We start from the raw sequence: 25452 nt of genomic DNA, 5'->3' as shown, positions 1-25452 counted from the left end.
GCAACGGCTACTCTATATCCACAAATATTACTTCATTATCAATATTTTCACGGGTCAGATTTGGTGCACACATATTCAGGAATTCATACACATAATCCCGCAAAAAAACACCTTTTTTCAGACCAATACGTGTCACGTGCTCGCCGAACAAATGGCCAACAGGAATACCCACCAAACGGGTATCCCTTCTGGGATCAAAGGCAACGCCCGCAATAATACCCACGCCCATATCAACATCGACATAGGTTTTGATCACATCGGCATCCAATGCTTCCAGAACAATATCAGGAACAATTCCCTTGCTTGCAAAGGCATTGTCTATTGAATTCCGGCCGGTAAAAGCACGATCATAAGTAATAATAGGATACTGTGCCACCTGCTCAAGGGTAATGTTTTTAGCCTGGGATGAAGTCAGACTGGTCAGGGGATGGTCGGGCGGCACCACCAGAGTATGTTCCCATGAATAACAAGGCAAAGTGGTCAGGCCCTCTACATTGGCCAGAGTTTCGGTTGCCAGGGCAATATCCGCCTGCTCTTGCAAGACCATATTGGCCAGTTGCGAAGGACTGCCCTCGGCCAGTGACACATGGACCTTGGGGAAGCGTTTCCTGAATTCCGGAATGACCTTGGGTAAAAAGTAACGGGCCTGTGTGTGGGTGCAACCAATCACCAGGCTGCCTTCATCCCGTTTGGCAAATTCATCGCTTACTTTTTTCAGGTTATCGACTTCACGCATGATGCGGTCGATAATGCTGGCAACGGCAACACCTGGCTTGGTTAACCCCTTGATGCGCTTGCCGTGCCGCTCAAAAACCTTGATACCCAATTCATCTTCGAATTCAATAATGGCTTTGGAAACCCCGGGCTGGGAAGTAAACAAAACCCGGGAGGCCTCCGTCAGATTAAAATTTCTTCTGATCGTTTCCCTGATAAAACGAAACTGTTGTAAATTCATAGCTCTCTATCCTTAATGTAGATAGATTATAAGTTATATAAGCCTTATTGATTATAACTTATAGCTATATATTTATGCTTTCTACACCTTAGGTTTTTTAAGGGTCAACCGTTTACGGAATAAAAATATACACAGAAGCAAAACGACACCATGCAACAGTACCATGCCGGTCATCATGTCTATTTTGTCGTTGCTTATCCACCCCCTGACCAGGTTCATGGTATTCATGTAAAGCAAGCCAATCAGACCAGCCAGCACCAGGTCTCCGGATCGGCCAAGCCGCGGATTGACCGCCCCCAATGGAATGGCCAGCAAGGCCAGGTTAAGGGCAGCCAGTGGCAATGAAATACGCCACATGATTTGCGAGTCGCTTTTGCTGGTCTGATCCTCGAACAGGCTACCGGTAGGCCTTGCTTTCATGACATTCAGGGCCGCATTGCGGATATTTTCTTCCGTGCCCGCCCCACCCTTGCTTTCAAGTCGCATGGTGTAGTTGTCAAACTTGATCAGGCGAAACTCGGCACTGCCGGGCTTCATGTCATAACGGTTACCGGGACCCAGCACCAGAAAACGGTCACCATTATCTTCTTCGCGCAAATGCGCATTATCGGCCGTAATGGTACTGTACCAATTTTCATCATAAACCCTGGCAAACACTTTGCCCATTTCATCTTCAGGATTATCGGGTTCCTCGATAAAAAACACCCGCTTGCCCTGATCCGATTCAATAAACTGGCCAAATGCGATTTTGGCAATGTCAGAACGTTGCTCAAACCGCTGGCGGTATTCTTCTATTTGACGATATGCCCAAGGCGAGGCCTGCAAGGTAAGCACGGCAATCAGCAGGCATACCGGAATAGCCACCCGCAACACCGGCCGGATCCAGTCAAGCAGAGAAACGCCGCTGGCAAACCACACGACCATTTCCGATTCCCGATAATTGCGGGAGATGGTTGATAATACGGCAATAAACAGGGAAACGGATAGTATGGTTGGCAGTGCCGTAATACTGGACAATGCGGCGATACCAAATACAATATCGGCACCAATGCTGCCTTCGGCGGCTTGCCCCAATAGCCTGACTAGTAATACACTAAGCCATACTACGATTAGCGTGGAAAACACGACACCGACATGACTGGTTATTTCAGCGACAACAGATCGTTTAAATAGCGACATGATTCATCTTGCGAGATAATAAACGTCTTTATTGACGCCTTAGGTAAATATAAAATGGAATTTAACACACAATCAACCCGCTCATTGCAACAACTCAAGGCTTCTGCCCTGTTCGTTGGCGTCTACACCGATGGCCTGTTAAGCGAAGCCGCTGACATTATCAACCGTGCCAGCCATGAAAGCATTAACGCTGTGCTCAAAAAAGAGTTCAAGGCTGCGGTTGGCAGTATATTGGTTTTGCGTAACCTGGAGGGCGTCAAGGCTGAACGTGTTATTTTGGTGGGCTTGGGTAAAAAAGAAGATTATAACGCGAATGCCCTGCTCAAGGCACACGCAAGCATTGCCGGCTACTGCACAGAAGCCTCATTAACCGACGCCACCAGCGCCCTGCTCGAAGAACCCTGCAAGGATCTGGACATTCAGATGCGTGCCCGTCTGGCTGCTCGCGCCATTGGCAATGCGCTCTACCAATATGACGGCACCTTTAGCCTGGCAAACCGCCCCACCCAGCATTCACTGAAAAAAATCACTTTCATTACCGAACGCAAAGACGATAAATCGGCCAAAGCCGGTGCAGCAGAAGGTGCTGCCATTGCCAACGGAATGATTGCCACCCGCCAGTTGGGTAACCTGCCTGCCAATATCTGCACCCCCACATACCTGGGTGAACAGGCCAAAATGCTGGCTAAGGAATTCAAATCCATTAAAGCTGAAGTCCTTGAAAAGAAACAGATCGAAGCACTTAAAATGGGCTCTTTCCTTTCTGTCGCTGCCGGCTCCGACCAACCACCACGCTTTATCGTTCTTAAATACACCGCCGAAAACAACACCAAGAAAGAAGAAGGACCTATCGTTCTGGTCGGCAAAGGCGTTACTTTTGATACCGGTGGTATTTCCCTGAAACCTGGCATGGGCATGGATGAAATGAAATTCGACATGTGCGGTGCCGCAAGCGTTTTTGGCGTGTTCAGGGCAATTGCCGAAATCGGCCTTACCCGTGACGTGATCGGCATTATTCCTGCCACCGAAAACATGCCCAATGGCAAAGCCACCAAACCCGGTGATGTGATTACCAGCATGTCAGGCCAAACCATTGAAGTGCTTAACACCGATGCCGAAGGCCGCCTGATCCTGTGCGATGCCCTGACCTATGCCGAACGCTTCAACCCCTCAGCGGTGATTGACATTGCCACGCTGACCGGTGCCTGCGTGGTGGCCCTGGGCCATGTCAACAGCGGGCTGTTTGCCAGCGATGATACCCTTGCCGAACAATTGCTGGCCGCCAGCAAACAGGCACAAGACCCGGCATGGCGCCTGCCCATGGATGAGGCTTATCAGGAACAACTGAAAAGCAATTTTGCCGATATGGCCAATATCGGTGGCATGCCGGCCGGTTCCGTGACCGCCGCCTGCTTCCTGTCACGCTTTACCAAAGCCTATCGCTGGGCGCATCTGGATATTGCCGGCACAGCCTGGAAACAAGGCAAGGAAAAAGGCGCCAGTGGCCGCCCCGTTCCCTTGCTGACTGAATTCCTGCTGGCACAACAGCACTGATCCTGATGTCAACCATCGACTTTGCCTTTGGTGCAGAAAACCGTATCCGCAAGGCCTGCGAAGTTGCCTACAAGCATTTTCTAGCAGGCCGGCAGATGCTGGTTTACTGTACCGATGCCAAGCGCATGCAGGCATTTAGCAAAGGGCTGTGGGGTATAGAAAAAACCGCTTTTGTACCCCACGTTGATGCCAAAGATCCAAGCGCAGGTTCGGTATTGATCCGGACCACAGCCGACAACCCGGCCAATGCTCTGCTGCCTGGCCAGGAACCCCCCTGGCTGCTTAATCTTGACCTGGCCTGCCCGCCTGATTATGAACAGTTTCCCCGCGTACTGGAAATCGTTTCCGAACACGAACAGGACAAGCAACTAGCCCGGGAGCGCTGGAAACACTACTCTGCCAATCCTGCCAACAAAGTCAAGGCGCACTCTATCTCTTCCTGAAGATGCATTAATTTTACTGAGCTGCCTTTCCTGCTTATGCACCAGGCTTGATGACATTCTTTATTGAGATTCTAAAAAAAATTGAACTACGCCAAAAAGCGGGTGTATTTTCAAAATTTACGGATTAATCGTTACTCGTACTTGTTCCCACGCGGAGCCTGAGAATGAGTTGTAACATTTTTTCAAATAGATTTTCCTTAACTTAACGGCAGTGACGCTGGAGCATGGGAACAAGTAAGTTCAGCGCTTGGGAGCATGCAAAAACCTTGCCAATCATAGCTACAAGCATGAAAACCGGCTGAAACCGTTTTTAATCCAGATGCAACAACAATTATTGCCAATTACTGCAAAATAGCGGCAACATTAATCTTAAATTCAGTTAGAATTCAGGGAACTGTCAGCATTTTTAGCTGTCTTTTTTAAAGAATAATGTTGATTTAACCATCCGTACTAATGGAGACTTCATGAGTGATTTAAATCAGTCCTTTCCGCGTGGCAACTATGCATCCACGCCCGCTGTCAAGAACCGGGTGCTAAGAAACACCTATTGGTTGCTGGCCGCTTCCCTTATTCCCACCATCCTGGGTGCGGCACTAGCGTTGCAGCTCAACCTGAACACCATGCTTTCCCCAGGCATTTCAACCATTGTGTTCCTGGCTGGTGCCTTTGGATTGATGTTTGCCGTTGAACGCAATAAAAACAGCAGCGCCGGCATTGTCTGGCTGATGGCTTTTACTTTCTTTATGGGCATCATGCTGTCACGCATGCTGGGTTTTGTACTTAGCATGAACAATGGCGCCCAGCTGATCATGATGGCCTTTGGTGGCACCGCTGCCATTTTTGCTGCCATGGCCACTGTAGCCACCACCAGCAAGCGTGATTTTACCGGCATGCAAAAAACCTTGTTTATTGGTGCCGTCGTGCTTATGCTAGCAGCCATTGCCAATATTTTCCTGCAAATTCCGGCCATGATGCTGACCATTTCCGTACTGGCCATGGTTATTTTCTCGGCCTTCATGCTGGTTGATATCCAGCGCATAGTCAATGGTGGCGAAACCAACTACATTTCAGCCACCATGGCCATTTACCTGGACATCTACAACGTATTTGTCAGCCTGTTGTCTATCTTGGGCATTACCGGTGGCAACTCGGATTAATCGATTCAAGTGCCCCTAGCCTGTTTTACCTCAAGGGCATAAAAAAAGCGGTGTTCAGTTTATCTGACGCCGCTTTTTTCATTATTATTTTTTCATTATTACTTAGCCAATTTTGCTCCCGTATTCAACGTTGGGTCAACCTGAAGTGTTTTCTGCAAATATCCAATACTCATTCCCATGCTCTGAAGTGACCATAAAAAATTAGCACCTATTAAACTTTTTCCTACTCGTTCCCAAACAGGAGCGTTGGGAACGAGTACAGTCTGGATCTTTATTTCCTTGATTATGTCATAGCGCGGAAAGAACAGTCCGGCGCAGCGACTTCGGCCCGCAGGGGCGTCGGAGCAAGGCGGATTGTTCTTTCCGCGCTCCTAACCGTAGCCTGATACTTTCAACTAAGGTAAAGCCTAGTACTTTCAACTAAGTTAAGGCCTTGTACTTTCAACTAAGGCAAACCAATAACATCTACTTCATTGGGATAAGCAACCGAAAACTTCTGTATCACGGTTTTCTTTTCCTTTGGCGCAAGCTTAATGACCTGCTCATAGCGGCCATCATCCTTAAGCTTGATTTCCTTATCAGAAGGACTGATGCGCCTGATGTCAATTTTCTCGTTGCGGGAAAGCGGAAAGTGGTCATGCAAAACCAGCTCTACGGTCTGATCCCGGTTATTCTGGATAACCGTTTGATATTCATAGCTGATCCGTTTGCCACTACCTGTGAGGCCGGTGCTTTCAGTAAAGCGCTTCAATGGCTCGCGTTTGACCGAAATGGACTCATCTGTCCCCATGGCCAATTCAATCGGCTCTCCGGGAAAAACCGTCTTGATATCGCTGCTGGCAATCAACTGGCCATCCAAAAATGCATTCAGGTTGCCTTGCAACAGGGGATAATCATTACCGTTAACCGCCTTGACGGTTAAAAATACGGCTTCCTGCAAGGCTGGCACCAACTGGTAGGTTTGATCTGCCTTGAACTCGCTAACTGAAATGGCTACTTTTTTATCTTCAGGTCCGGTGGGAACCGTTGCCGGTTTCTCTATATTGAAAACCGTATTGCTCAAGCCCTTTTCTACCGTAGCGGTATTAAATGAGGCATCGACCCGAGCGGTCGCACCGGTTAATGGCTCAAAGGCACGCTCTTGCCTGTCTTGCATGGCCTTGAGGGGGGCCATGGCTACCGGTGCCGGCATCTCGGGGCGCGGTATCCGGAGATCGACAATCCAAGGTTTCAGCTCAGGTAGAACCGCACCAATCATGGGTTGCGCGGTAGACAGCACAAGTTTGACATTATTCCAGTCTTCACCGGTTTGCTGGGAAATTTGTGCATAATAAGACAGCTTGAGCATATTGCTGGCAACGTCATAGCTGGCATCGTAATTAGGCCACCAGCTTGCTCCCGGCACCACATAAGACAGGCTCAGGTCCAGTTTATCGGCAGCCGGTGCATCAAGCTGAACCACCACGGTTTTGCTCCTGACCGTATCATCCTGAGGAATTTGCCCCCGCTTTTCCTGCAAGGCAGCCAATTCAGCCCGCAATTGCGTGATTTTACTGTCCAGTTCGCGCTGGGCACTGTATGTGTCAGCCAAAACGGTCTTGCTAAAATCCATGATTTCCAGCAATTCCGTGGTGCTTAACCGTGGTACATCTTTACCCTGTTGTACGCTGCCTTTCTGGTAGGCTTCCAGAAAATTGCTTTTATTCTGCAATATTTTGCCCTGGTCTTGCAGTTGGGCAAGCTGGCTTTCGATCTGCTTTATTTGCCCGTCCAATTCGGCAATTCGCTCCTGCTGGCTATTGGCCTGAAAATCATCTCTGGAACTGATATCAAGAATACGGACCGATTGCCTGCCTTTGGCATTGAGCTGGATAGAGCGCGGGTCTAGCCAATAAGGCAGGTCCTTGAACACCAACTCGTGTTCACCTGCCGAGACTTGCTGCTGCCCGTCTCTTTTAACCAACGCTCGATCTGAAAATACGGTTACTTGCCCGATACTGGAAGAAACGGGAATGACTTCGGCACAAACCAGCCCGGGAAATAATAAACCGGCCGCGATCAGGGCCATGGCAAGCGGATTGCCAGATTTAAGGACAGACACACCAAATGGTGGCACCGATAACTTCATCAACATGAACTGACTCCTTAGCGTAAGGTAATCCCTTTCTGGCCAACATTGGACAGGATTTCGCTTATTCAATCACATCATGCAAAATGCTGCAAGGAAAGCAATACCTTACGGGTAGACAAGGAGCGGTTTTCAAGATGTTCATTGATTCTTTGCCGCAAGGCAAGACGCAGGGCCGGCTCTGCGCTGCGGTCATTGAAGTCGGGCTCTTCACCTTCTATGCCATAGCCGGTTTCATTCAGCAAGGTCCATTCAAAACGTCGCAAGGCACCAGTCGCAGACGAACCGCCGGCCAGTTGCGCCAGCGCATCGGCATAGGCATCAAACAGGGCCTGGTGCGGATCTTCCTTGGGCAGCAATTTAAGCAATAACTCATTCATGTACCAGCCTGACATGAGTGAGCGCCCCCCGAGTGGCAGCAAGCCGGCGGTTTCAGCTCGGGTAAGGGTTTTAATTTCGCCCTGGCCTGACCAGGACAACAACAAAGGCTGGAAAGCCGACAAAATCGGGCGCAGCACCGAGTAAGGCCGCTTCGCCCCTTTGGCTACAACCGTGACAATGCCATAATCACGGGAAAACACCTGGGCAATAATTGAAGTTTCGCTCCAGTTGGTCGCATGCATTAAAAATGCATGCGCCTCTTGTACCCGGGACTGGCGTTTACTCATATCCCAGGTCGCGAAGTGCGCTTTCCTTGTCGGACCAGCCTTTACGCACTTTGATATATATTTCAAGAAATACCGGTTTTTCGAGTAGATCCCGGATATCCTGACGGGCTTCGCTGGCGATGCGCTTCATGTGCATGCCTTTGGCGCCCAGCAAAATGGGTTTGTGGCCTTCACGCTCTACTACCACACAGGCAGCAATATGAACCCCCTTTTCATCCTCATCCCACTTTTCAATGACCACTGTGCAAGCATAGGGTAATTCGTCACCCACCAGGCGAAAGATTTTTTCACGAATCAGTTCTGCCGCAATAAAACGGATGGAACGATCGGTTAGGGCATCTTCCTCGAACATGGGCTCGCCTTCAGGCAAGCGGCGAGAAATTTCGTCCAACAGGGTATCCAGCTGGATTTTCTTGACAGCACTAAGGGGAACCACCGCATCATAATTGAACTTGCTCATGATTTTGCCAACAAAATCAAACATTTCATTTTTATTCTTTAGCGTATCAACCTTGCTGATCACCAGAATGCACTTTTTAGCCGAAGGCAGCAACGGTACGATATTGTCATCACCCACCGACCACTTACCCGCCTCAACAACATGCAGCACCACGTCAACATCAGCCAGTGCCTGGGTGACAACACGGTTCATCATGCGGTTCATGGCACCGCCATGACGGGTCTGGAAACCGGGGGTGTCGACAAACACAAACTGCTCACGATCCCGGGTAAGCACACCATGAATACGGTGGCGAGTGGTTTGCGCCTTGCGCGAAACGATGGAAATTTTACTGCCGATCAGCGCATTGGTAAGCGTGGATTTGCCCACATTGGGGCGCCCCACTACCGCGATAAATCCGGTTTTGAAGGGAGTTTCCTGGGTCATTTTCTATCCTGTTCCACGGCAACGGGCAAGCTGAGCTGTGCCACCTTGCGCACTTGTTTGGCGGTGCCCTTTTTCTTGGGCAATATTTGTTCAAGTTCGGCCAGCACCAATGCTGCCGCAGCCTGTTCAGCCGCACGGCGACTGCTGCCACTGGCTTGCGCCCGGACATCCAGTTCGGCAATCAGGCACTCAACCTCGAATTGCTGGTCATGGGCGGCCCCCAAAGTGGCGATCACATTATAGGTCGGCAAGGCATACTTGCGCCCTTGCAGCACTTCTTGCAACAGCGTTTTGGCATCTTTGCCCAAGGTATTGAAATCTACCGTTTCCAGAATGGGACGATACAAGCCTTCGATGACCTGATGGGCCTGGTCACTGCTGGAATCCAGGTAGACGGCGCAAAAGATGGCCTCTACCGCATCAGCAAGAATGGATGGCCGACGAAAGCCGCCACTTTTAAGCTCGCCCTCACCCAGCCTGAGAAAATTAGGTAAATCAAGCTTGGTGGCAATATCAGCGAGCGTTCCCTGTTTCACAAGACTGGCACGGATGCGGGACAGATCACCTTCATCGACATTTGGCAATTTATGAAACAGGATGGCCGCAACCGCAAAATTCAGGATTGAATCACCCAAAAACTCAAAGCGCTCGTTATGAATGGCGCTATGACTACGATGCGTTAAAGCCTGTATCAATAAACGCTGGTCTTTAAACTTATAACCCAGTCGGGTTTCCAATTGCGTTAAATTCATTATTTGATTGAGCCAATGCGGCCCAGGTCCCCAAAATTCATCCAGACAAAGAATGCCTTGCCAACCAGATAGTTATCAGGCACGAAACCCCAATAACGACTGTCCTCACTATTGTCCCGGTTATCACCCATGACAAAATAATGGCCTTCCGGTACGGTACATTTGAAATCGGTGCCGGCATATTCACAATTTTGCGAGAATGGGAACTGGCGACCTGAAAGATAGGCACCGGCACCCGGCATATTCAGGGTTTCATAAGAGGCATCACCGATTTTTTCCTGCAGCTTGAGTGGATTACCGGCCTGCTGCGAAGGATTCACATATGGGCCAAGCGCTGTGGTTTCAACCGGCGTTCCATTAATGAACAGGCGTTTGCCAACATACGCGACCGTATCGCCCGGCACGCCAACAATCCGCTTGATGTAATCAATATCGGTATTGACGGGATAACGGAACACCACTACATCGCCTTTTTCAGGGTTGCCAAGCGGGATAATTTTCTGGTCTACAATGGGCAAGCGAATGCCATAATTGAATTTATTCACCAGAATCATGTCACCATCCTGCAAGGTAGGCAGCATGGAACCAGAAGGAATCCGGAACGGCTCTACCACGAATGAGCGTAAAACAAATACAAACAGGATAACCGGAAAGAAACTGATGGAGTACTCTACCCACCAAGGTCTGTATGCTTCCTGCTCTTCACCATACTTTTCCGTACGGCGCGGTTTCAGTACTACCTTGTCTATCAGCTTGATCACTGCAGTCACCAGCAGCAATACAAATAAAATCAAAGCAAAATTCATTCTGTAATCTCTTGTTTTTCCAGTTGTTTATTTATCATCAACCTGAAGGATGGCCAGGAAGGCCTCCTGTGGAATTTCCACACTGCCAACCTGCTTCATGCGTTTTTTACCCGCTTTTTGTTTTTCAAGCAGTTTTTTCTTGCGGCTGATATCACCGCCATAACATTTGGCCAACACGTTCTTGCGCAGCGCCTTCACGTTTTCACGGGCAATGACTTCAGAACCGATGGCGGCCTGAATGGCCACATCATACATTTGTCGCGGAATCAGGCCACGCATTTTGGAAACCACTTCACGGCCCCGGTAGCGTGCGTTGGCACGGTGAACAATCATCGACAGGGCATCCACCCGGTCTCCGTTAATGAGCAGGTCGACCCTGACCACATCAGCAGAACGATATTCAAGGAATTCATAATCCATGGAAGCATAACCGCGCGACACCGATTTCAGTCGGTCGAAGAAATCAAGGACAATTTCCGCCAGCGGAATTTCATAAACCAGATGAACCTGCCGGCCATGGTAACTCATGTTCATTTGAATACCCCGCTTGGCGGTACACAAGGTGATCACGGCTCCCACATACTCTTGTGGCATGAACAGGGTTACGGTAACGATTGGCTCACGGATGTCGTTAATCTGGCCAACGTCAGGCATACGCGAAGGACTTTCGATCATAATGACTTCGCCATCATTTTTTTCAACTTCATAAACCACCGAAGGTGCGGTGGTGATGATGTCCATGTCAAACTCGCGTTCCAGGCGTTCCTGGACGATTTCCATATGCAACAGCCCAAGGAAACCGCAACGGAAACCAAAGCCCAATGCCTGCGAAACTTCAGGCTCAAACATCAGGGCCGCATCGTTCAGCTTGAGCTTTTCAAGTGAATCGCGCAACTGGTCATATTCACTGCTTTCAACGGGATACAGGCCTGCAAAGACCTGTGGCTTGACTTCCTTGAATCCGGGCAAGGGCGACTCGGCAGGCTTGTTTGCCAGCGTAATGGTATCACCCACCTTGGCATGTTCAAGCTCTTTAATGCCGGTAATGATAAAACCCACTTCACCGGCAGACAATTGCGTACGCGCAAGTGATTTGGGCGTAAACACACCCAGTTGCTCACACAAATGAGATGCACCGGTTGCCATGAAAGTGATTTTATCCTTGAGCTTGAGTACGCCATTCACGATACGCACCAACATGACCACGCCTACATAGTTATCAAACCAGGAGTCGATAATCAGTGCCTGCAAAGGTTTTTCAGGGTCGCCGACCGGCGGTGGAATCTTGTTAACAATCTGCTCGAGGATTTCATCAATACCCATGCCGGTTTTGGCACTGGCTTTTACCGCATCACTGGCATCAATCCCGATTACATCCTCGATTTCCTCGCGGGCAGCTTCAGGCTCTGCGGAAGGAAGGTCCATTTTATTCAGGACCGGTAATACCTCTACCCCCAATTCAATCGCGGTGTAACAGTTAGCCACCGTTTGTGCCTCTACTCCCTGGCTGGCATCCACGACTAGCAAAGCGCCTTCACAGGCGGAAAGGGACCGGCTGACCTCATAAGAAAAGTCAACGTGCCCGGGGGTATCAATCAGGTTAAGGTTATAAATCTTGCCGTCGTTGGCCTTATATTGCAAAGATGCCGTTTGTGCCTTAATGGTAATACCCCGTTCTCGTTCGATATCCATTGAATCAAGTACCTGCTTGGACATCTCCCGGTCTTCCAGGCCTCCACAGCGCTGAATCAGGCGATCGGCCAGTGTGGATTTTCCATGATCAATATGGGCAATAATCGAAAAATTGCGTATATGTTGCATATAAGGCTATATAAAATTTTTGGTATGGGACTCATAAAAAAAGGGCGCTATGCGCCCTTTTAGCGTATGTCGTATTGTAGCCTTATTTTGACGGCGTTACAGGCACCCACTGGGTTAAATTTTCACGACGGATCAATAAAGCGGCCGCTTTGTCTTTGGACAACTTGCCCACAGTCTCTTCAAACTGTTTGACATCCTTGATGTCCTGATCATTGACGGCCAGGATAATGTCATCGGCTCGCAAGCCGGCAACCTGCCCCGGACCTTCAACTTCAGTAATCTGGACACCACCTTTGATACGCAACCGGGTCATGGTTTCCTCGGATAGATTACTAACCACCAAGCCCAGACGGTCCGCCTCAGCCAGCTTGTCTGACGCTTCCTGATTGGCAGCAACTTCATCTGCCGGATTGGAAGGCACTGCACCGACAGTAATTTTCAGGGTTTGTTTCTTGCCACGACGCCATACTTCAATATTCGATTCGGTATCCGGTTTTTTCTGACCCACTATCCGTGGCAGATCCGACCATTTCTTCACCTCTGAACCATCAAAACCAATAATGACGTCACCAGCCATGATACCTGCCTTGTCGGCGGGGCCACCCTGCTCTACATTACTGACCAGTGCTCCTGAGGAGTTTTCAAGTCCCAAGGCCTTGGCCACTTCATCGGCAACCTCGCCGATTTGCACGCCAATCCGGCCGCGCGTAACCTTGCCATTTTCCTTGAGCTGATTAACGACCTGCATGGCTTCATCAATAGGAATGGACAGGGAGATACCCATAAAACCGCCACTTTGGGAAATGATTTGCGAATTCACGCCAACCACTTCACCTTCCAGATTGATCAGCGGACCACCCGAGTTACCCGGGTTGACGGCAACGTCAGTCTGGATGAACGGCAGATATTCGCCAGTATCGCGGTTGATGGCACTGATAATGCCCGACGTAACCGTAGAATCAAGCCCGAATGGCGAACCGATAGCCAGAACCCACTGGCCTTTTTTCAGGGTATTGGAATCACCGATTTTAAGCGTAGGTAATTTATCTTCACCTTCAATCTTGAGCAGGGCGATATCAGTGCGTTGATCGGAACCGATCACCTTGGCAGGAAATTCCTTGCCATTGTTAAGCGTGACCATGATTTTTGACGCACCGGCAATCACATGATTATTGGTAATGATGTAGCCATCATCTGAAATGATAAAACCTGAACCCACGCCTCGTGGTACGGTTCTTTCAGGTTGATCACCACCACGCTGGCGAGGTTGCGGCGTGGCGCGTGGCGGCGTGAAATCGGGGCCAAAGAAAAAACGGAACAATTCGGATGGATCACCATAAGGATCATAGCCACCACGGGAACGGGCGGAGACAGTCTCCAGGGTACGGATGTTAACCACCGCATTTTCTGTTTGGGCGACAATCGGGGTGAAATCAGGCAAGCCGGCAATCGTCATTGATGTCGTTGCATTGGGTACATCCTGGGCATTGGCAACATCACCGCCAACGTAAGACAGCCCGGCATAAGCGGCGCTAAGTCCAATTACGGTATACAGCACACTACGTTTCAACTTATTATGTAATATTTTTTTCATGGAATCCCTTTCCTAATTCAATTTGGATGATACGGGTGGAATAAATTTAGCCGATACTGCCATTTCTTCAAGCGTGCTCATGGGCACTGCACCAATGGCGGTTACCCAGTAATCGTCAACGCGTTGACGAAAAACATTCAGGGAACCCACCTGTACGGCGCCATGAGCTTGCAACGTTTTTTCCGCCTCTGTCACTTTTTGCACAAAAACAGAAATCGAAGAAAGGCCGTCCGAAAGAATTAGGTGCTTGACACGCTGATTAGTTCCTTTAGGTCGAATAATACTTAATATCGGTACGTATCCCTCTGGGGCACGCAGTTTCCAGCCCTCTTTGGCGAAATCAACTGAAACAAGTTCTTCTTTTTCAACCACCCAATCATTGAGTTTATAGCTGGGCGCCAATAATCCGGTATTGACATCCTTACCCATGACAAGACCCGTAAAAGCCACCTGTTCGACCACTTTGTTATCAAGGCCGACCGTTTGAGACTTCAACAACAACTTTGTCTTTACGTCAACACACAGGCGATACCCATAGCGGTCTGAAGAGCGGGGCGTCAGTTCCAGCTGTTGGCACTCATGACCGGCAACCCTTTCCTTCTTGAGGCTGAGTGTGGCCGTGTAATACTGGTTTAAATATGTGGGTTCGGTTTGCAAGAATGCGGGGAAACGGTCCTTGCGGGCCGGTGTCAGAACAATTTTCTTCTGCTCGGGCATCAGGCATTGCACAACATCATTGGTACGCAAATACTCCTGGGGATCACCATCAAGCAGCTCAAGCCGCTCTTTGACGCCCTCACCATCCACAATGTGCGTTACCCGTGAAGACATGATCTGCTCGCCTTGCTGATAGGTAAAAACGCCACTGTAATCGTTAGTGACGGAAGCTTTCTGCACTTGCTCGAGAAATGCCACCAGATCATCCCCTACCAAAGGGGTTGTGGTTTGAGCCATGGAAGGCATGGTGAAAACGGCTCCAAGCAGAACCAGTGACAGCCATTGTGTTTTTGCTTTCCTTGAAGCCTTGCTGGATGAATAATGCAACATTAGCGATTGACTCCGTACTCATAGGAAACCTGATGTACGGGACGCGCGCCCACCATTTGGCGATGGGCAAAAATGTAATCGTTGTAATCCCGGTTCAGTTCGGTACTGGGTGTGGTTTGTGATGCAACGACCGGCGCTGACATTTGTGGTGCTACCTGTTCTTCGTCCATGAATGGCTGAACCACCCACACCACCGATGCCACGGCCGCTGCCACCGCCAAGCCCGACAACCCCTGGCGCAAACCCATGCGGCGCGCTGGCACGGATGGCACTGGCTCGGCATCTATGGCCTTGCTGACCCGTGCATAAAACAAATCGGAAGGCTTGATGGCCAGCTCATCGCTGCGCATGACATCGCCAATAAGATGGTAAGTATCCCAGACCTGCCTGCCGTAAGAATTATCCAGGTTTTCCAGGTCAAAACGGATATCTTCACCATCGATAAGTGCCGATATGGACTCATCCCAATCGAGTGACTGCGATTCATTTGATTTTGAAAATGTTGTGTTCATGTATCAGCTCCTTACCAGCGGCGATCGTTATCCTGGCCCAAAACAGGCTTGAGTCGGGCAGCGATCGCTTCCCGGGCTCTGAAAATCCTGGATCTTACGGTTCCAATCGGGCACTCCATGGTTTGTGCAATTTCCTCGTAGCTCAAACCTTCTATTTCACGAAGAACAATAGCCGTACGCAAATCTTCAGGCAAATCCTCGATTGCCTTGTTGACTGTTAGGCCAATTTCCCGCGAAACCATACGTGATTCAGGTGTATCAATGTCTATAAGATTGTCAGACTGGGAAAAAGTTTCGCCTTCTTTTGTTTCAAAGGTGTCTGGCACCAGCATTTTTCGCTGGTTGGATGAAAGCCAGTTACGGGCCGTATTGATGGCAATGCGATAAAGCCAGGTATAAAAAGCGCTTTCCCCCCTGAATTGGGGCAAGGCACGATAGGCCTTGATGAAAGTTTCCTGGGCGATGTCTTCGACTTCGGCCTGGTTATTCAGCATACGCGAAAGCAGGCGCATTATTTTTCGCTGATATTTAAGCACCAGCAAGTCAAATGCCCGTTTATCGCCTTTCTGCACACGGGCTACGAGTTCTGCATCGACGTCACGATCACTCATGGCGCCTCCTGTTGAAGGGTCCGGTTCCAGCGCATGGCGTGGCAAAGGACCCTGAGTTTACGCCAGTCTGTCTTACCAACGGTAAATGGCCAAATGGTGATCAGTTTTCCTGACATTTGATTATTAAATGGGTTTTCAAGATGCAAGGTAAGCCAGAAAGGCCCCTGCCAGAATTGTCGCAAGATCAGGCGTTGATGTACACCATTGCCGGTAAGCTCCCATGGCTGGGATACATTGACCTTGAGAAGGGATGGGTTGGATCGGGAAGGCTGGGCGTAAGCCAGAAAAATGGCAGCAAGGGCAAGTGCCAATGAAAAGCCGGCAAGGCATGCAACCGCCACAAATAACATGCATGCCTTGCCATAATATTCAAACCTGCCTGGCCGGATTTCAAGTGAAACCGACCAATGAAGATTCAAGTGGGATGATGACAAATCAAACCCGTTTCACGACCATTGAACCGTTTGTACCACCAAAACCAAACGAGTTGGACAGTGCATATTCTATTTTCATCTCACGGGCCTGGTTGGCGCAATAATCAAGGTCACAAGCAGGATCCTGATTGAAAATATTAATGGTTGGAGGGGAAATCTGATGATGAACCGCCAGCGTCGTGAATACGGCCTCGATACCACCCGCCGCACCCAGCAAATGCCCGGTCATGGACTTGGTGGAGTTGACCACGGTTTTATAGGCGTGATCTCCCAGGGCCAGTTTAAGAGCGTTGGTTTCGTTTTGGTCACCCAAGGGTGTTGATGTACCGTGTGCATTCACATAATTAACCTGATCAGGGTTGATTTGTGCATTTTTCAAGGCATTCAGGATACCACGACGGGGACCGTCGCTGTCTGGAGCCGTAATGTGGTGTGCATCGGAACTCATGCCATAGCCGGTAAATTCGCCATAGATGCGAGCGCCACGCTTTTTGGCATGCTCATATTCTTCAAGCACCAGTACCCCAGCACCCTCACCCAATACAAAACCGTCACGATCAGCGTCCCAAGGACGTGAAGCAGTTTCAGGATCATCATTGCGGGTCGAAAGCGCACGCATGGCGGCAAAACCACCAATACCCAACGGAGAAACGGTTGCCTCGGCACCACCTGCAATCATGACATCGGCATCACCGTATTCAATCAGGCGAGCTGCATCACCAATGGAGTGCAGGCCGGTTGTACAAGCCGAAACCACTGCATAGCTGGGGCCTTTCAGGCCAAGCATGATAGTAAGATGACCGGAAATAAGGTTAATCAGCGAAGCGGGAACAAAGAAAGGAGAAATACGACGCGGACCTTTGGCCAGATATTCGGTTTGGGTTTCTTCAATACGATGAAGGCCACCAATGCCCGAACTGACAATCACACCGATCCGTTCGGCATTTTCTTCAGTAATTTCAAGACCGGAATCACGCCAGGCGTCAATACTGGCAGCAATGCCATAATGGATGAACGTATCCATTTGCTTGCCTTCTTTGGCGGACATGTATTTGGTCAGGTCAAAATCCCTGACTTCACCGGCAATCTGTGAATTGAACCCTGAGGCGTCAAACCGGGTTATACGACCAATTCCGGAACGTCCGTTGATAATATTATCCCAGGCTGTATCTATTGAATTTCCTACCGGGGAAACAATACCCAAGCCAGTAATTACGACACGTCTTTTCACAGAAGACTCCTACCTTAATTGTATTTAAATGAATGGAATGATTGCCTTGGCATATTGCCATAAACAAAAAAACGCTTGGGAAAAGCAAAATGCAATATAGCCTGAAAATTGACCAGACTACCGACACAACGCTTTCCCAAGCGCTTTTGCATCAACCGGCCATTGACCAGAAAAGGGTCAATGGCTGGAACGGCTACATTAAGCTTTATTCTTGTTGATATAATCAACAGCTTGCTGAACGGTAGTGATTTTTTCTGCTTCTTCGTCAGGAATCTCTGTCTCGAATTCATCTTCCAGAGCCATTACCAGCTCAACCATATCCAGTGAATCGGCACCTAGGTCGTCAAGAAAAGAAGACTCGTTTTTGATTTCAGCTTCATTAACGCCAAGCTGTTCTGCGACAATCTTCTTGACGCGTTGTTCGATGCTATCCATTTAACTCTCCAAAGGGAATGAATCCCGCGAATTATAGCCAACTGCTTATAAAATGCAAAAGGCTGTTGTGACAAAAAAAAATTATTTTAGCAAATAAGCATTAAAAAACTTATAAAACCAAAATACCATCTAAAAAGTTAAAATGCGTGTACTGCTAACTGTGCATTTTATTAAAAATTAATCTTTTTTCTTTAAAAAAAGACAAACGGGGCAAATTAATTCTTTGTATTGCCCCTGAACGTGCCGTAAAAACAGCACTATTGCATATACATTCCGCCATTTACATGCAAGGTTGTACCGGTAATATATGCAGCAGCGGGACTGGCCAGAAACGCAACGGCATTGGCAACATCTTCAGGCTGGCCAAGGCGGCCCAATGGAATTTGTCCGAGCAATGCCGAGGTTTGAGCCTCGCCCAATGCACGGGTCATATCAGTATCGATAAAGCCGGGCGCCACGCAGTTGACGGTAATATTGCGACTGCCAAGCTCACGGGCCAGCGCCCTGCTCATGCCTGCCACGCCAGCTTTGGCAGCGGCATAATTCGCCTGACCGGGATTACCGCTTGAACCAACTACCGAAGTCACGTTAATGATACGGCCGGAACGCGCTTTCATCATGACCTTGAGAACACCCCGTGACATGCGGAAAACCGAACCCAGATTGGTATCCATAACGGCAGACCAGTCATCATCTTTCATGCGCATGGCCAGGCCATCACGCGTAATGCCCGCATTATTCACCAGGATATGGGGAGCACCTTCTTTGGCCAACTCGGCCAGCAAAGCATCACAGGAAGCGGCATCAGTCACATCAAGCACAACGCCCTTGCCGCCAAAAGCGGCTAAATCGGCACTAATGCCTTGCGCACCGGCTTCTGAAGTTGCCGTGCCAATCACAGTGGCACCACGTTTGGCCAGCTCAAGCGCAATGGCCTTGCCCAGTCCACGTGTTGCACCAGTAACAAGGGCAACCTGACCACTCAACTCTTTTACTTCAGACATTTTCTCTTCCTTATCCCTTCAAGGTTTCCAGGGCGGCCTGCATGGACGCAGGATCATAAATGGATATTCCGGTCATTTCAGGCTCGATTCGCTTAACCAGGCCACTTAACACTTTGCCGGGACCACACTCGACAACATGGGTAACACCCTGCTGCTTCATGGCGCGGATGGTTTCAACCCAACGCACCGGATGCCAGGCCTGGCGCACCAGCGCATCACGAATGGCTTCAGGTGTTGTAGCCACAGCCACATCAACGTTATTGATGACATCAACAGAAGGCATCGCAATTGTAATAGCGGAGAGGGCTTTTTCCAAAACATCAGCAGCAGGCTTAAGCAGGCTGGAATGAAAAGGAGCGGAAACCGGCAATGGCAGGGCACGCTTGGCACCGGCCTGCTTGGCCAGGTCACAGGCCCGCTCTACCGCCGCCTTGTGTCCGGCAATCACAACCTGGGCAGGTGCATTGAAATTAACCGCTTCCACCACTTCAGACTGGGCCGCATCAGCACAAACCTTGCGTACGGTATCGTCATCCAGTCCAAGGATGGCAGCCATCCCGCCTGTACCTACCGGCACGGCAGCCTGCATGGCATCGGCCCGCACCCTGACCAGACGCACGGCATCCTCAAGCGAGAAAGAGCCTGCAGCAGCCAGTGCCGAGTACTCACCAAGGCTATGGCCGGCCATTAAAGCCGCCTGTGGACCACCGGCTTGCACGTAAGCCTGGTACATGGAATAACTGGCCGCCAACATGACAGGCTGGGTGTTAGTGGTTAAATTAAGTTGTTCGGCCGGCCCTTCGGCAATCAGCGCAGCCAGGTCCTGGTCTAGCGCGGCACTCGCCCGTTCAATAACTTGCGTTACGACCTGATTGTCGGCCCAGCTATTGAGCATGCCTACGGTTTGCGAACCTTGGCCCGGAAATACAAAAGCAATTTTCATTTAGGTTTGTCTCTTAAGATGTGTTTACAGGCGCACCAAGGCAGAACCCCAGGTGAAGCCCCCACCAACGCCCTGCATCAGCACGCAATCGCCTGCTTTCAGACGACCGTCCTTGCGGGCAGTATCAAAAGCCAAGGGCACACTGGCTGCCGACGTATTAGCGTGTTCGGAAACGGTGACCACGATTTTTTCGGCCGGCAGGCCCAGTTTGCGGCCCAGATAATTAATGATACGGATATTGGCCTGATGAGGCACCATCCAGTCGATGGCATCCAGGCTGACACCCGCTTTTTCACAAACCTGATGAGCGGATTTTTCCAGTACGGTCACCGCCTGCTTGAAAACAGCCTGGCCATCCATGCGCAGGAACGGATCACCGGTTACCACCCCGTTTTCGATTCGTCCGGGTGTATTCAGGATTGTATTCAGTGAACCATCCGCATTCAGCTGTGTCGCCAGAATACCGGGGCCTTCAGAAGCTTGCAGCACCATTGCACCGGCACCATCGCCAAACAGCACACAAGTACCGCGATCATCCCAATCTAAAATACGGGAAAAGGTTTCGGCACCGATCACCAGGGCACATTTCGCATTATTGGCCTTGATGAAGCTGTCTGCCGTTGCCAACGCATAAACAAAACCGCTACATACAGCCTGCACATCGAAAGCGGCCCCACCCTTGATACCCAAACGGGACTGTACGAGACATGCCGTGCTTGGAAAAATGAAATCGGGTGTGGAAGTGGCAACGATAATCAGGTCTATGTCGGCCGCATCAATCCCGGCATCCTCAATGGCACGCTGCGCGGCAATGAGAGCCAGATCACTGGTTTTTTGATTGTCGCTGGCCAGATGACGCTGACGGATACCTGTCCGGGTCATGATCCACTCATCGGAGGTCTCTATGCCCTTTTCCGCCAACTTGGCTGCCAACTGGTCGTTAGTAACACAGTTTTCGGGCAAATAACTGCCCGAACCTATAATTTTTGCAAAACTCATGACCAACTCCTTGGGCCATGCCTGAATTTAAGGAGCAGGCACAGCGTTTTATATTTTTTATTTCTGTCCGATGGTACTTTCAGCATTATCCCGGTCTATTCTTTGCGTCATCTGGGTGACTGCCATGGCGGTTTTTTCAAGCAACCCCCTGACTACCGCACCACGGGCGCGCTCAATAGCCTTTGTATAGGCAAAAACATCAGCAGAACCGTGACTTTTGAAGACAATACCGCGCAAGCCCAACAGGGCTGCACCATTATAATTGCGATTATCCACACGATCACGAAAACTGTTAAGTACCGGCCGGGCAACCAGACCTGCTGCCATTGTAAGATAGTTTCGGGTAAATTCCTGCTTCAACATGGTACCAATCATTTTCGCCAGGCCTTCGAGCGACTTGAGGACCACATTGCCCACAAAGCCGTCACAGACCACGATATTGCTGGTCCCCTTGAAAATATCATCGCCCTCAACGTTGCCATAGAAATTCAGCCCACTGCGTTGCAGCAGTACCGATGCTTCCTTGACAACCTCATTGCCTTTGATAGCTTCTTCACCGATATTAAGCAGGCCAACGGTTGGGTTCTGGATATTATCGATTGCCTCACAGAGTGCCACACCCATAATCGCGAATTCGAGCAAGTGCTTGGCAGTGCAATCAACATTGGCGCCCAAATCCAGCATGGTGGTGGCACCACCTTTCTGGTTGGGGATGGCGGTGGCAATCGCAGGCCGGTCTATGCCTTCCATGGTTTTCAGCACATAACGTGAGATAGCCATTAAAGCACCGGTATTACCTGCAGAAACAAGCGCATCCGCCCTTTTCTCTTTGACCAGGTTGACACCAACCCGCATGGAGGAATCTTTTTTACGACGCAAAGCGACCTCTACCGGATCATCCATTGCCACCACTTCAGAAGCGGGGACAATTTCAAAACGGCTGAGGTCGCCTGGATTTGCTTGCCTGAGAGCCTGTTCTATTTGTTCAGGAACGCCAGTTAACAGAAAATGCGTGTCAGCATACTGCCGTGCAATTTGCACAGCAGCAGGAACAGTCACGGGCAGGCCGACATCACCGCCCATGCAATCTATAGCAATACGTACCACGATAGTAATAAACAGGCCACGCCCAACAAGGGCGCGGCCATATTCTCAACTTAACCGATTATTCGTCGTTTTTTGTTTTCAGAACTTTACGGCCACGATAGATACCGTTAGGACTGATGTGGTGACGCAGGTGCAATTCGCCCGTTGTTGACTCGATTGCTGTAGCAGGTGATGTCAAAGAATCGTGTGAACGGCGCATATTGCGTCGTGAAGGTGACTTTTTGTTTTGTTGAACAGCCATGATGACTCCAAAAAATGTTGTATTAAATAAGGTAATACAAACTAAAAACTATAAACTGTTAAAAATTACCGCTTTTTAAGCTGCTCCAGCACCGCAAATGGCGAAGAAGGCTTTTCGAGCTCATCTTCAGGCAGCGTCGCTTGTACAGGACAGCTCTCGTGCCGTGGCACGTAGGGCAGGCTTAATATTAAATCGTCCTCTACCAAATCAAGCACACTCATGTGCCGGGAAGAAAGGATTTTCTCATCCAGAGATCCCTCTTCTTCATCAGATTCGGACAAATCACTGTGAAGGTCGGCCTCGGAAGTAACCAATTCCAGTACCGATTCATTATTTACGTCAAACTTGAATAAACCAAGGCAACGCTGACAGACAAGCTGCGGACTGGCTTTCACATGCAAACGCAACAAACGCTTGCCACGCGGACCCTGCTCACCTTTCAGTGACCAGACAACCATGCCGCTTTCATCTGTCAATTGCTCAGGCAAATCCTGTGTAAGCCTTAAAAAAACACCCAAGGGTGTCTTGCCGTTTACTTCCCCGGCACGGCGCACAAAATCAAGGGAATCAATAAAAAGACCCTTACCCGAACCCGCCTGGTTTTTTTCCACCTGGCTTTTTTCTGCTAGGCTTTCAACTTGGCTTTTTCCAGCTAGGCTTTTTTCATTACTCATGTCCCTGCCTGTTCCTTATTCCCTGCATTTCTTTACTCAAGGTTTGCACAAACATCGGAAAACATAGGATAATAACCCGTTATTTATCATTTGGTCAAATAAAACAATGACAAACCACGCATCCCGTCTTATTCTTGCGTCATCTTCCCGTTATAGAAAAGAAATGCTGGAAAGATTCCGCCTGCCGTTTACCGCGATTTCTCCGGACATTGACGAAACCCCACAACCAGGCGAAACACCCGCCCAACTGGCCTTGCGACTTTCTATTGAAAAAGCGCAGGCGGTTGCGGCAAACAACCCGGACAGTATCATTATTGGCTCGGACCAGGTGGCTACGCTGGATGGCTCGCCAATTGGCAAACCCGGCAACTTCGACGCCGCAAAAAAACAGCTGCAGCAACTATCTGGCCATTGCGTGGAATTTCATAGCGCACTGGCCGTTACCAACGGCATCAGGACAGAATCGGCTGACATTATAACGCGCTGTTATTTCAGAGAACTGAGTAATGCTGAAATTGTACATTATCTTGAAACCGAAAAACCCTTTGATACCGCCGGCAGCGCAAAAGCAGAGGGCCTGGGCATCACGCTAATGGACAAAATGGAAAGCGACGACCCCACATCCATCATTGGCCTGCCCTTGATTACCCTGGCCAGAATGCTCCGCTCGTTCGGCATCAATCCAACCCTGTCCGCCCAGGAAAACCCGCACCATGCCTAAGACCTTACACCTGATACCCGTAGGCCTTGGAGACGCCCCGACCTCTTCATGGCTACCTGCCGATACCCAGGCCCTGGCTTGCCGCCTGACCTGCTACATAGCCGAAAACGCCAAAACCGCCCGCGCCTTCCTGAAACTGGTTGGCACCCAAACCCCCTTGCAGGAAATTACCATTCACACCCTTGGCGCCAAAACAAAGCCCGAAGAAATCAAGCAATGGCTGAGTGAGGCTGGCCCCGAAGGCGAAATTGGCCTGGTATCCGAGGCTGGTTGCCCGGCAGTTGCCGATCCCGGCGCCAGGGTTGTCATGGCCGCCCACAAAATGGGCATTCGCGTGATCCCGTGGGTAGGCCCTTCCTCTATTTTACTGGGCTTAATGGCCAGCGGCCTTGACGGACAACGCTTTACTTTTCATGGCTATGCCCCAGTCAACCCCGCTGAACGAGGCAAGCAACTGAAAGCCTGGGAAAACGAATCGGCCAAATTAAAACAAACCCAGTTATTTATCGAAACCCCCTATCGCAATGCGGCCATGTTCGAATCTTTGCTGAACGCACTGCGGCCCGACACCCGCCTGTGCATCGCACGCTCTGTTACCACGCAAGAAGAATGGATCAAGACCAAAACCATTGCCCAATGGAAAGCCGGCCAAGCCCCCGATCTGGATAAAAAACCCACGCTTTTCCTGTTCCTGGCCGGTTAATCATCTTCCTGCATAGACAGATCCATCAGGATTGCAGCTGTTTGAATATCGGGCAGGCCATCATAACGTTGCGGGCGGTAATGCATCTGGAACGCCCGCAACACCCGGCCAGTTGACGCTTGTGCATCAGGCCCGAATTCCACCTCATAGCCAATATGCCGCAACTTTTCCTGGAACCACAATAAGTTTGGCAATCCCTCAGCAGCAAAGCGGGCCTCGTATTGCCTGACACGGTTCTCATCATACCAGCGCCCTATACCCTGCTTTGCCAGTGCCTCCCAAGGAAACAGGGGGCCAGGATCAATTTTACGCTGCGGCGCAATGTCGCTATGACCCACGATATGTTTTGCCTTGATGCCATGCCGCCGGGCCAGGTCGCGCAACAATGTAGCCAGCAAACTTATCTGCCCGGGTGAATAAGCATCCCACTGCGTTTGCCGCTCATCCAATGGTCCCAGATTGACCACTTCAATGCCAATAGACATGGCATTGAGGCTCTTATAACCATACCACTGGCTGACGCCGGCATGCCAGGCCCTGCGGTTTTCATCAACCAAGCGGTACAAAACCGGTGTTTTACCAGCTGTTAACAAATAATGGGCACTGACCTTGTCCTGGGTAAGCAGCCGTAATGAATCAGCATTGTTTTCAGAGGTGTAATGCAAAACAATAAACCGTACCCGACTGTCTTGCGCTGCTGAGGCAAATGACTCATCCACCACATATTCAGGCCGGGAACAGGCCAGTAACAGCAGCAGGCCAAACCCACCCGTTAACAGACGCAACAATCTGCCATTAAAACCGGCTAAATCAAGGCTGGGCAAACGGTTTCGCAACATGACAAATC

General features: G+C 49.9%; 27 protein-coding genes. 5 read left to right on the top strand and 22 right to left on the bottom strand.

Annotated elements, in window-relative coordinates; all coding sequences use genetic code 11:
* Nucleotides 1–7: 7 nt before the first annotated feature.
* Complete coding sequence (locus tag ACM5Q9_RS01155; protein ID WP_418142902.1) at nt 8–955, bottom strand: CysB family HTH-type transcriptional regulator; 948 nt, start codon at nt 953–955, stop codon at nt 8–10.
* A gap of 81 nt (nt 956–1036) precedes the next feature.
* Nucleotides 1037–2134, bottom strand: coding sequence for an LPS export ABC transporter permease LptF (gene lptF, locus ACM5Q9_RS01150; protein WP_418142901.1), 1098 nt, complete (start codon nt 2132–2134; stop codon nt 1037–1039).
* Nucleotides 2135–2188: 54 nt separating this feature from the next.
* On the opposite strand from lptF, the gene ACM5Q9_RS01145 reads away from it, so the two are divergent.
* The 3 genes from ACM5Q9_RS01145 (at nt 2189) to ACM5Q9_RS01135 (ending at nt 5288) form a co-directional block, all read left to right on the top strand.
* On the top strand, nt 2189–3688 hold the full coding sequence (locus tag ACM5Q9_RS01145; protein ID WP_418142900.1) for a leucyl aminopeptidase: 1500 nt from the start codon (nt 2189–2191) through the stop codon (nt 3686–3688).
* A 5-nt stretch (nt 3689–3693) separates the two neighbouring features.
* Nucleotides 3694–4131 carry a DNA polymerase III subunit chi gene (locus ACM5Q9_RS01140; RefSeq protein WP_418142899.1) on the top strand — a complete coding sequence of 146 codons (438 nt, stop codon included), beginning with the start codon at nt 3694–3696 and terminating at the stop codon, nt 4129–4131.
* Nucleotides 4132–4595: 464 nt separating this feature from the next.
* Nucleotides 4596–5288, top strand: coding sequence for a Bax inhibitor-1/YccA family protein (locus ACM5Q9_RS01135; RefSeq protein WP_418142898.1), 693 nt, complete (start codon nt 4596–4598; stop codon nt 5286–5288).
* Nucleotides 5289–5733: 445 nt separating this feature from the next.
* Here the strand turns inward: ACM5Q9_RS01135 and ACM5Q9_RS01130 are convergent, their stop codons facing one another.
* The 19 genes from ACM5Q9_RS01130 to ACM5Q9_RS01040 all read right to left on the bottom strand — a co-directional run bounded on the left by ACM5Q9_RS01130 (nt 5734) and on the right by ACM5Q9_RS01040 (nt 23181).
* Nucleotides 5734–7422 carry a mucoidy inhibitor MuiA family protein gene (locus ACM5Q9_RS01130; RefSeq protein WP_418142897.1) on the bottom strand — a complete coding sequence of 563 codons (1689 nt, stop codon included), beginning with the start codon at nt 7420–7422 and terminating at the stop codon, nt 5734–5736.
* 71 nt (nt 7423–7493) lie between these two features.
* On the bottom strand, nt 7494–8084 hold the full coding sequence (gene recO / locus ACM5Q9_RS01125; protein ID WP_418142896.1) for a DNA repair protein RecO: 591 nt from the start codon (nt 8082–8084) through the stop codon (nt 7494–7496).
* Complete coding sequence (gene era / locus ACM5Q9_RS01120) at nt 8077–8970, bottom strand: GTPase Era (RefSeq protein ID WP_418142895.1); 894 nt, start codon at nt 8968–8970, stop codon at nt 8077–8079. Before era ends, recO begins: the two co-directional genes overlap by 8 nt.
* Nucleotides 8967–9722: a ribonuclease III gene (gene rnc, locus ACM5Q9_RS01115; RefSeq protein ID WP_418142894.1), complete on the bottom strand. Its 756-nt coding sequence runs from the start codon at nt 9720–9722 to the stop codon at nt 8967–8969. The genes era and rnc overlap by 4 nt, the downstream gene beginning before the upstream one ends.
* Nucleotides 9722–10528, bottom strand: a complete 807-nt coding sequence (lepB, locus tag ACM5Q9_RS01110) for a signal peptidase I (protein ID WP_418142893.1) — start codon at nt 10526–10528, stop codon at nt 9722–9724. The genes rnc and lepB overlap by 1 nt, the downstream gene beginning before the upstream one ends.
* A gap of 27 nt (nt 10529–10555) precedes the next feature.
* Complete coding sequence (gene lepA / locus ACM5Q9_RS01105) at nt 10556–12349, bottom strand: translation elongation factor 4 (RefSeq protein ID WP_418142892.1); 1794 nt, start codon at nt 12347–12349, stop codon at nt 10556–10558.
* Nucleotides 12350–12431: 82 nt separating this feature from the next.
* Nucleotides 12432–13943 carry a DegQ family serine endoprotease gene (locus ACM5Q9_RS01100; RefSeq protein WP_418142891.1) on the bottom strand — a complete coding sequence of 504 codons (1512 nt, stop codon included), beginning with the start codon at nt 13941–13943 and terminating at the stop codon, nt 12432–12434.
* A 12-nt stretch (nt 13944–13955) separates the two neighbouring features.
* Nucleotides 13956–14990, bottom strand: coding sequence for a MucB/RseB C-terminal domain-containing protein (locus tag ACM5Q9_RS01095; protein WP_418142890.1), 1035 nt, complete (start codon nt 14988–14990; stop codon nt 13956–13958).
* Nucleotides 14990–15502 carry a sigma-E factor negative regulatory protein gene (locus ACM5Q9_RS01090; protein WP_418142889.1) on the bottom strand — a complete coding sequence of 171 codons (513 nt, stop codon included), beginning with the start codon at nt 15500–15502 and terminating at the stop codon, nt 14990–14992. The genes ACM5Q9_RS01095 and ACM5Q9_RS01090 overlap by 1 nt, the downstream gene beginning before the upstream one ends.
* Before the next feature lie 11 nt (nt 15503–15513).
* Nucleotides 15514–16113 (bottom strand): RNA polymerase sigma factor RpoE, encoded by a 600-nt coding sequence (gene rpoE / locus ACM5Q9_RS01085; RefSeq protein ID WP_418142888.1) that lies wholly within the window; start codon nt 16111–16113, stop codon nt 15514–15516.
* The gene (locus ACM5Q9_RS01080; RefSeq protein WP_418142887.1) at nt 16110–16547 is read right to left on the bottom strand and encodes a hypothetical protein; all 438 of its coding nucleotides are present in this window, start codon (nt 16545–16547) and stop codon (nt 16110–16112) included. Before ACM5Q9_RS01080 ends, rpoE begins: the two co-directional genes overlap by 4 nt.
* A gap of 1 nt (nt 16548) precedes the next feature.
* Nucleotides 16549–17778 (bottom strand): beta-ketoacyl-ACP synthase II, encoded by a 1230-nt coding sequence (fabF, locus tag ACM5Q9_RS01075; protein WP_418142886.1) that lies wholly within the window; start codon nt 17776–17778, stop codon nt 16549–16551.
* A 198-nt stretch (nt 17779–17976) separates the two neighbouring features.
* Nucleotides 17977–18213 carry an acyl carrier protein gene (acpP, locus tag ACM5Q9_RS01070; RefSeq protein WP_200235436.1) on the bottom strand — a complete coding sequence of 79 codons (237 nt, stop codon included), beginning with the start codon at nt 18211–18213 and terminating at the stop codon, nt 17977–17979.
* Nucleotides 18214–18470: 257 nt separating this feature from the next.
* On the bottom strand, nt 18471–19217 hold the full coding sequence (gene fabG, locus ACM5Q9_RS01065; protein WP_418142885.1) for a 3-oxoacyl-ACP reductase FabG: 747 nt from the start codon (nt 19215–19217) through the stop codon (nt 18471–18473).
* Nucleotides 19218–19227: 10 nt separating this feature from the next.
* The gene (gene fabD / locus ACM5Q9_RS01060) at nt 19228–20160 is read right to left on the bottom strand and encodes an ACP S-malonyltransferase (protein WP_418142884.1); all 933 of its coding nucleotides are present in this window, start codon (nt 20158–20160) and stop codon (nt 19228–19230) included.
* Nucleotides 20161–20184: 24 nt separating this feature from the next.
* Nucleotides 20185–21159 (bottom strand): beta-ketoacyl-ACP synthase III, encoded by a 975-nt coding sequence (locus ACM5Q9_RS01055; RefSeq protein WP_418142883.1) that lies wholly within the window; start codon nt 21157–21159, stop codon nt 20185–20187.
* A 57-nt stretch (nt 21160–21216) separates the two neighbouring features.
* A complete protein-coding gene (plsX, locus tag ACM5Q9_RS01050) occupies nt 21217–22266 on the bottom strand; it encodes a phosphate acyltransferase PlsX (RefSeq protein WP_418142882.1) in 1050 nt (349 codons plus the stop codon).
* Nucleotides 22267–22324: 58 nt separating this feature from the next.
* Nucleotides 22325–22507, bottom strand: coding sequence for a 50S ribosomal protein L32 (rpmF, locus tag ACM5Q9_RS01045; protein ID WP_189383685.1), 183 nt, complete (start codon nt 22505–22507; stop codon nt 22325–22327).
* Nucleotides 22508–22572: 65 nt separating this feature from the next.
* Nucleotides 22573–23181, bottom strand: a complete 609-nt coding sequence (locus ACM5Q9_RS01040; protein ID WP_418142881.1) for a YceD family protein — start codon at nt 23179–23181, stop codon at nt 22573–22575.
* Between the two features lie 106 nt (nt 23182–23287).
* On the opposite strand from ACM5Q9_RS01040, the gene ACM5Q9_RS01035 reads away from it, so the two are divergent.
* Nucleotides 23288–23902 carry a Maf family nucleotide pyrophosphatase gene (locus tag ACM5Q9_RS01035; RefSeq protein ID WP_418142880.1) on the top strand — a complete coding sequence of 205 codons (615 nt, stop codon included), beginning with the start codon at nt 23288–23290 and terminating at the stop codon, nt 23900–23902.
* Nucleotides 23895–24605: an SAM-dependent methyltransferase gene (locus tag ACM5Q9_RS01030; protein WP_418142879.1), complete on the top strand. Its 711-nt coding sequence runs from the start codon at nt 23895–23897 to the stop codon at nt 24603–24605. The genes ACM5Q9_RS01035 and ACM5Q9_RS01030 overlap by 8 nt, the downstream gene beginning before the upstream one ends.
* Here the strand turns inward: ACM5Q9_RS01030 and ACM5Q9_RS01025 are convergent.
* Complete coding sequence (locus tag ACM5Q9_RS01025; protein ID WP_418142878.1) at nt 24602–25444, bottom strand: N-acetylmuramoyl-L-alanine amidase; 843 nt, start codon at nt 25442–25444, stop codon at nt 24602–24604. The genes ACM5Q9_RS01030 and ACM5Q9_RS01025 overlap by 4 nt on opposite strands.
* Nucleotides 25445–25452: the final 8 nt, after the last annotated feature.

The sequence above is a fragment of the Advenella sp. RU8 genome, from assembly GCF_048381675.1.
Taxonomy (GTDB): Bacteria; Pseudomonadota; Gammaproteobacteria; order Burkholderiales; family Burkholderiaceae_B; genus Advenella.
This window is presented reverse-complemented; position numbering and strand designations above follow the sequence as displayed.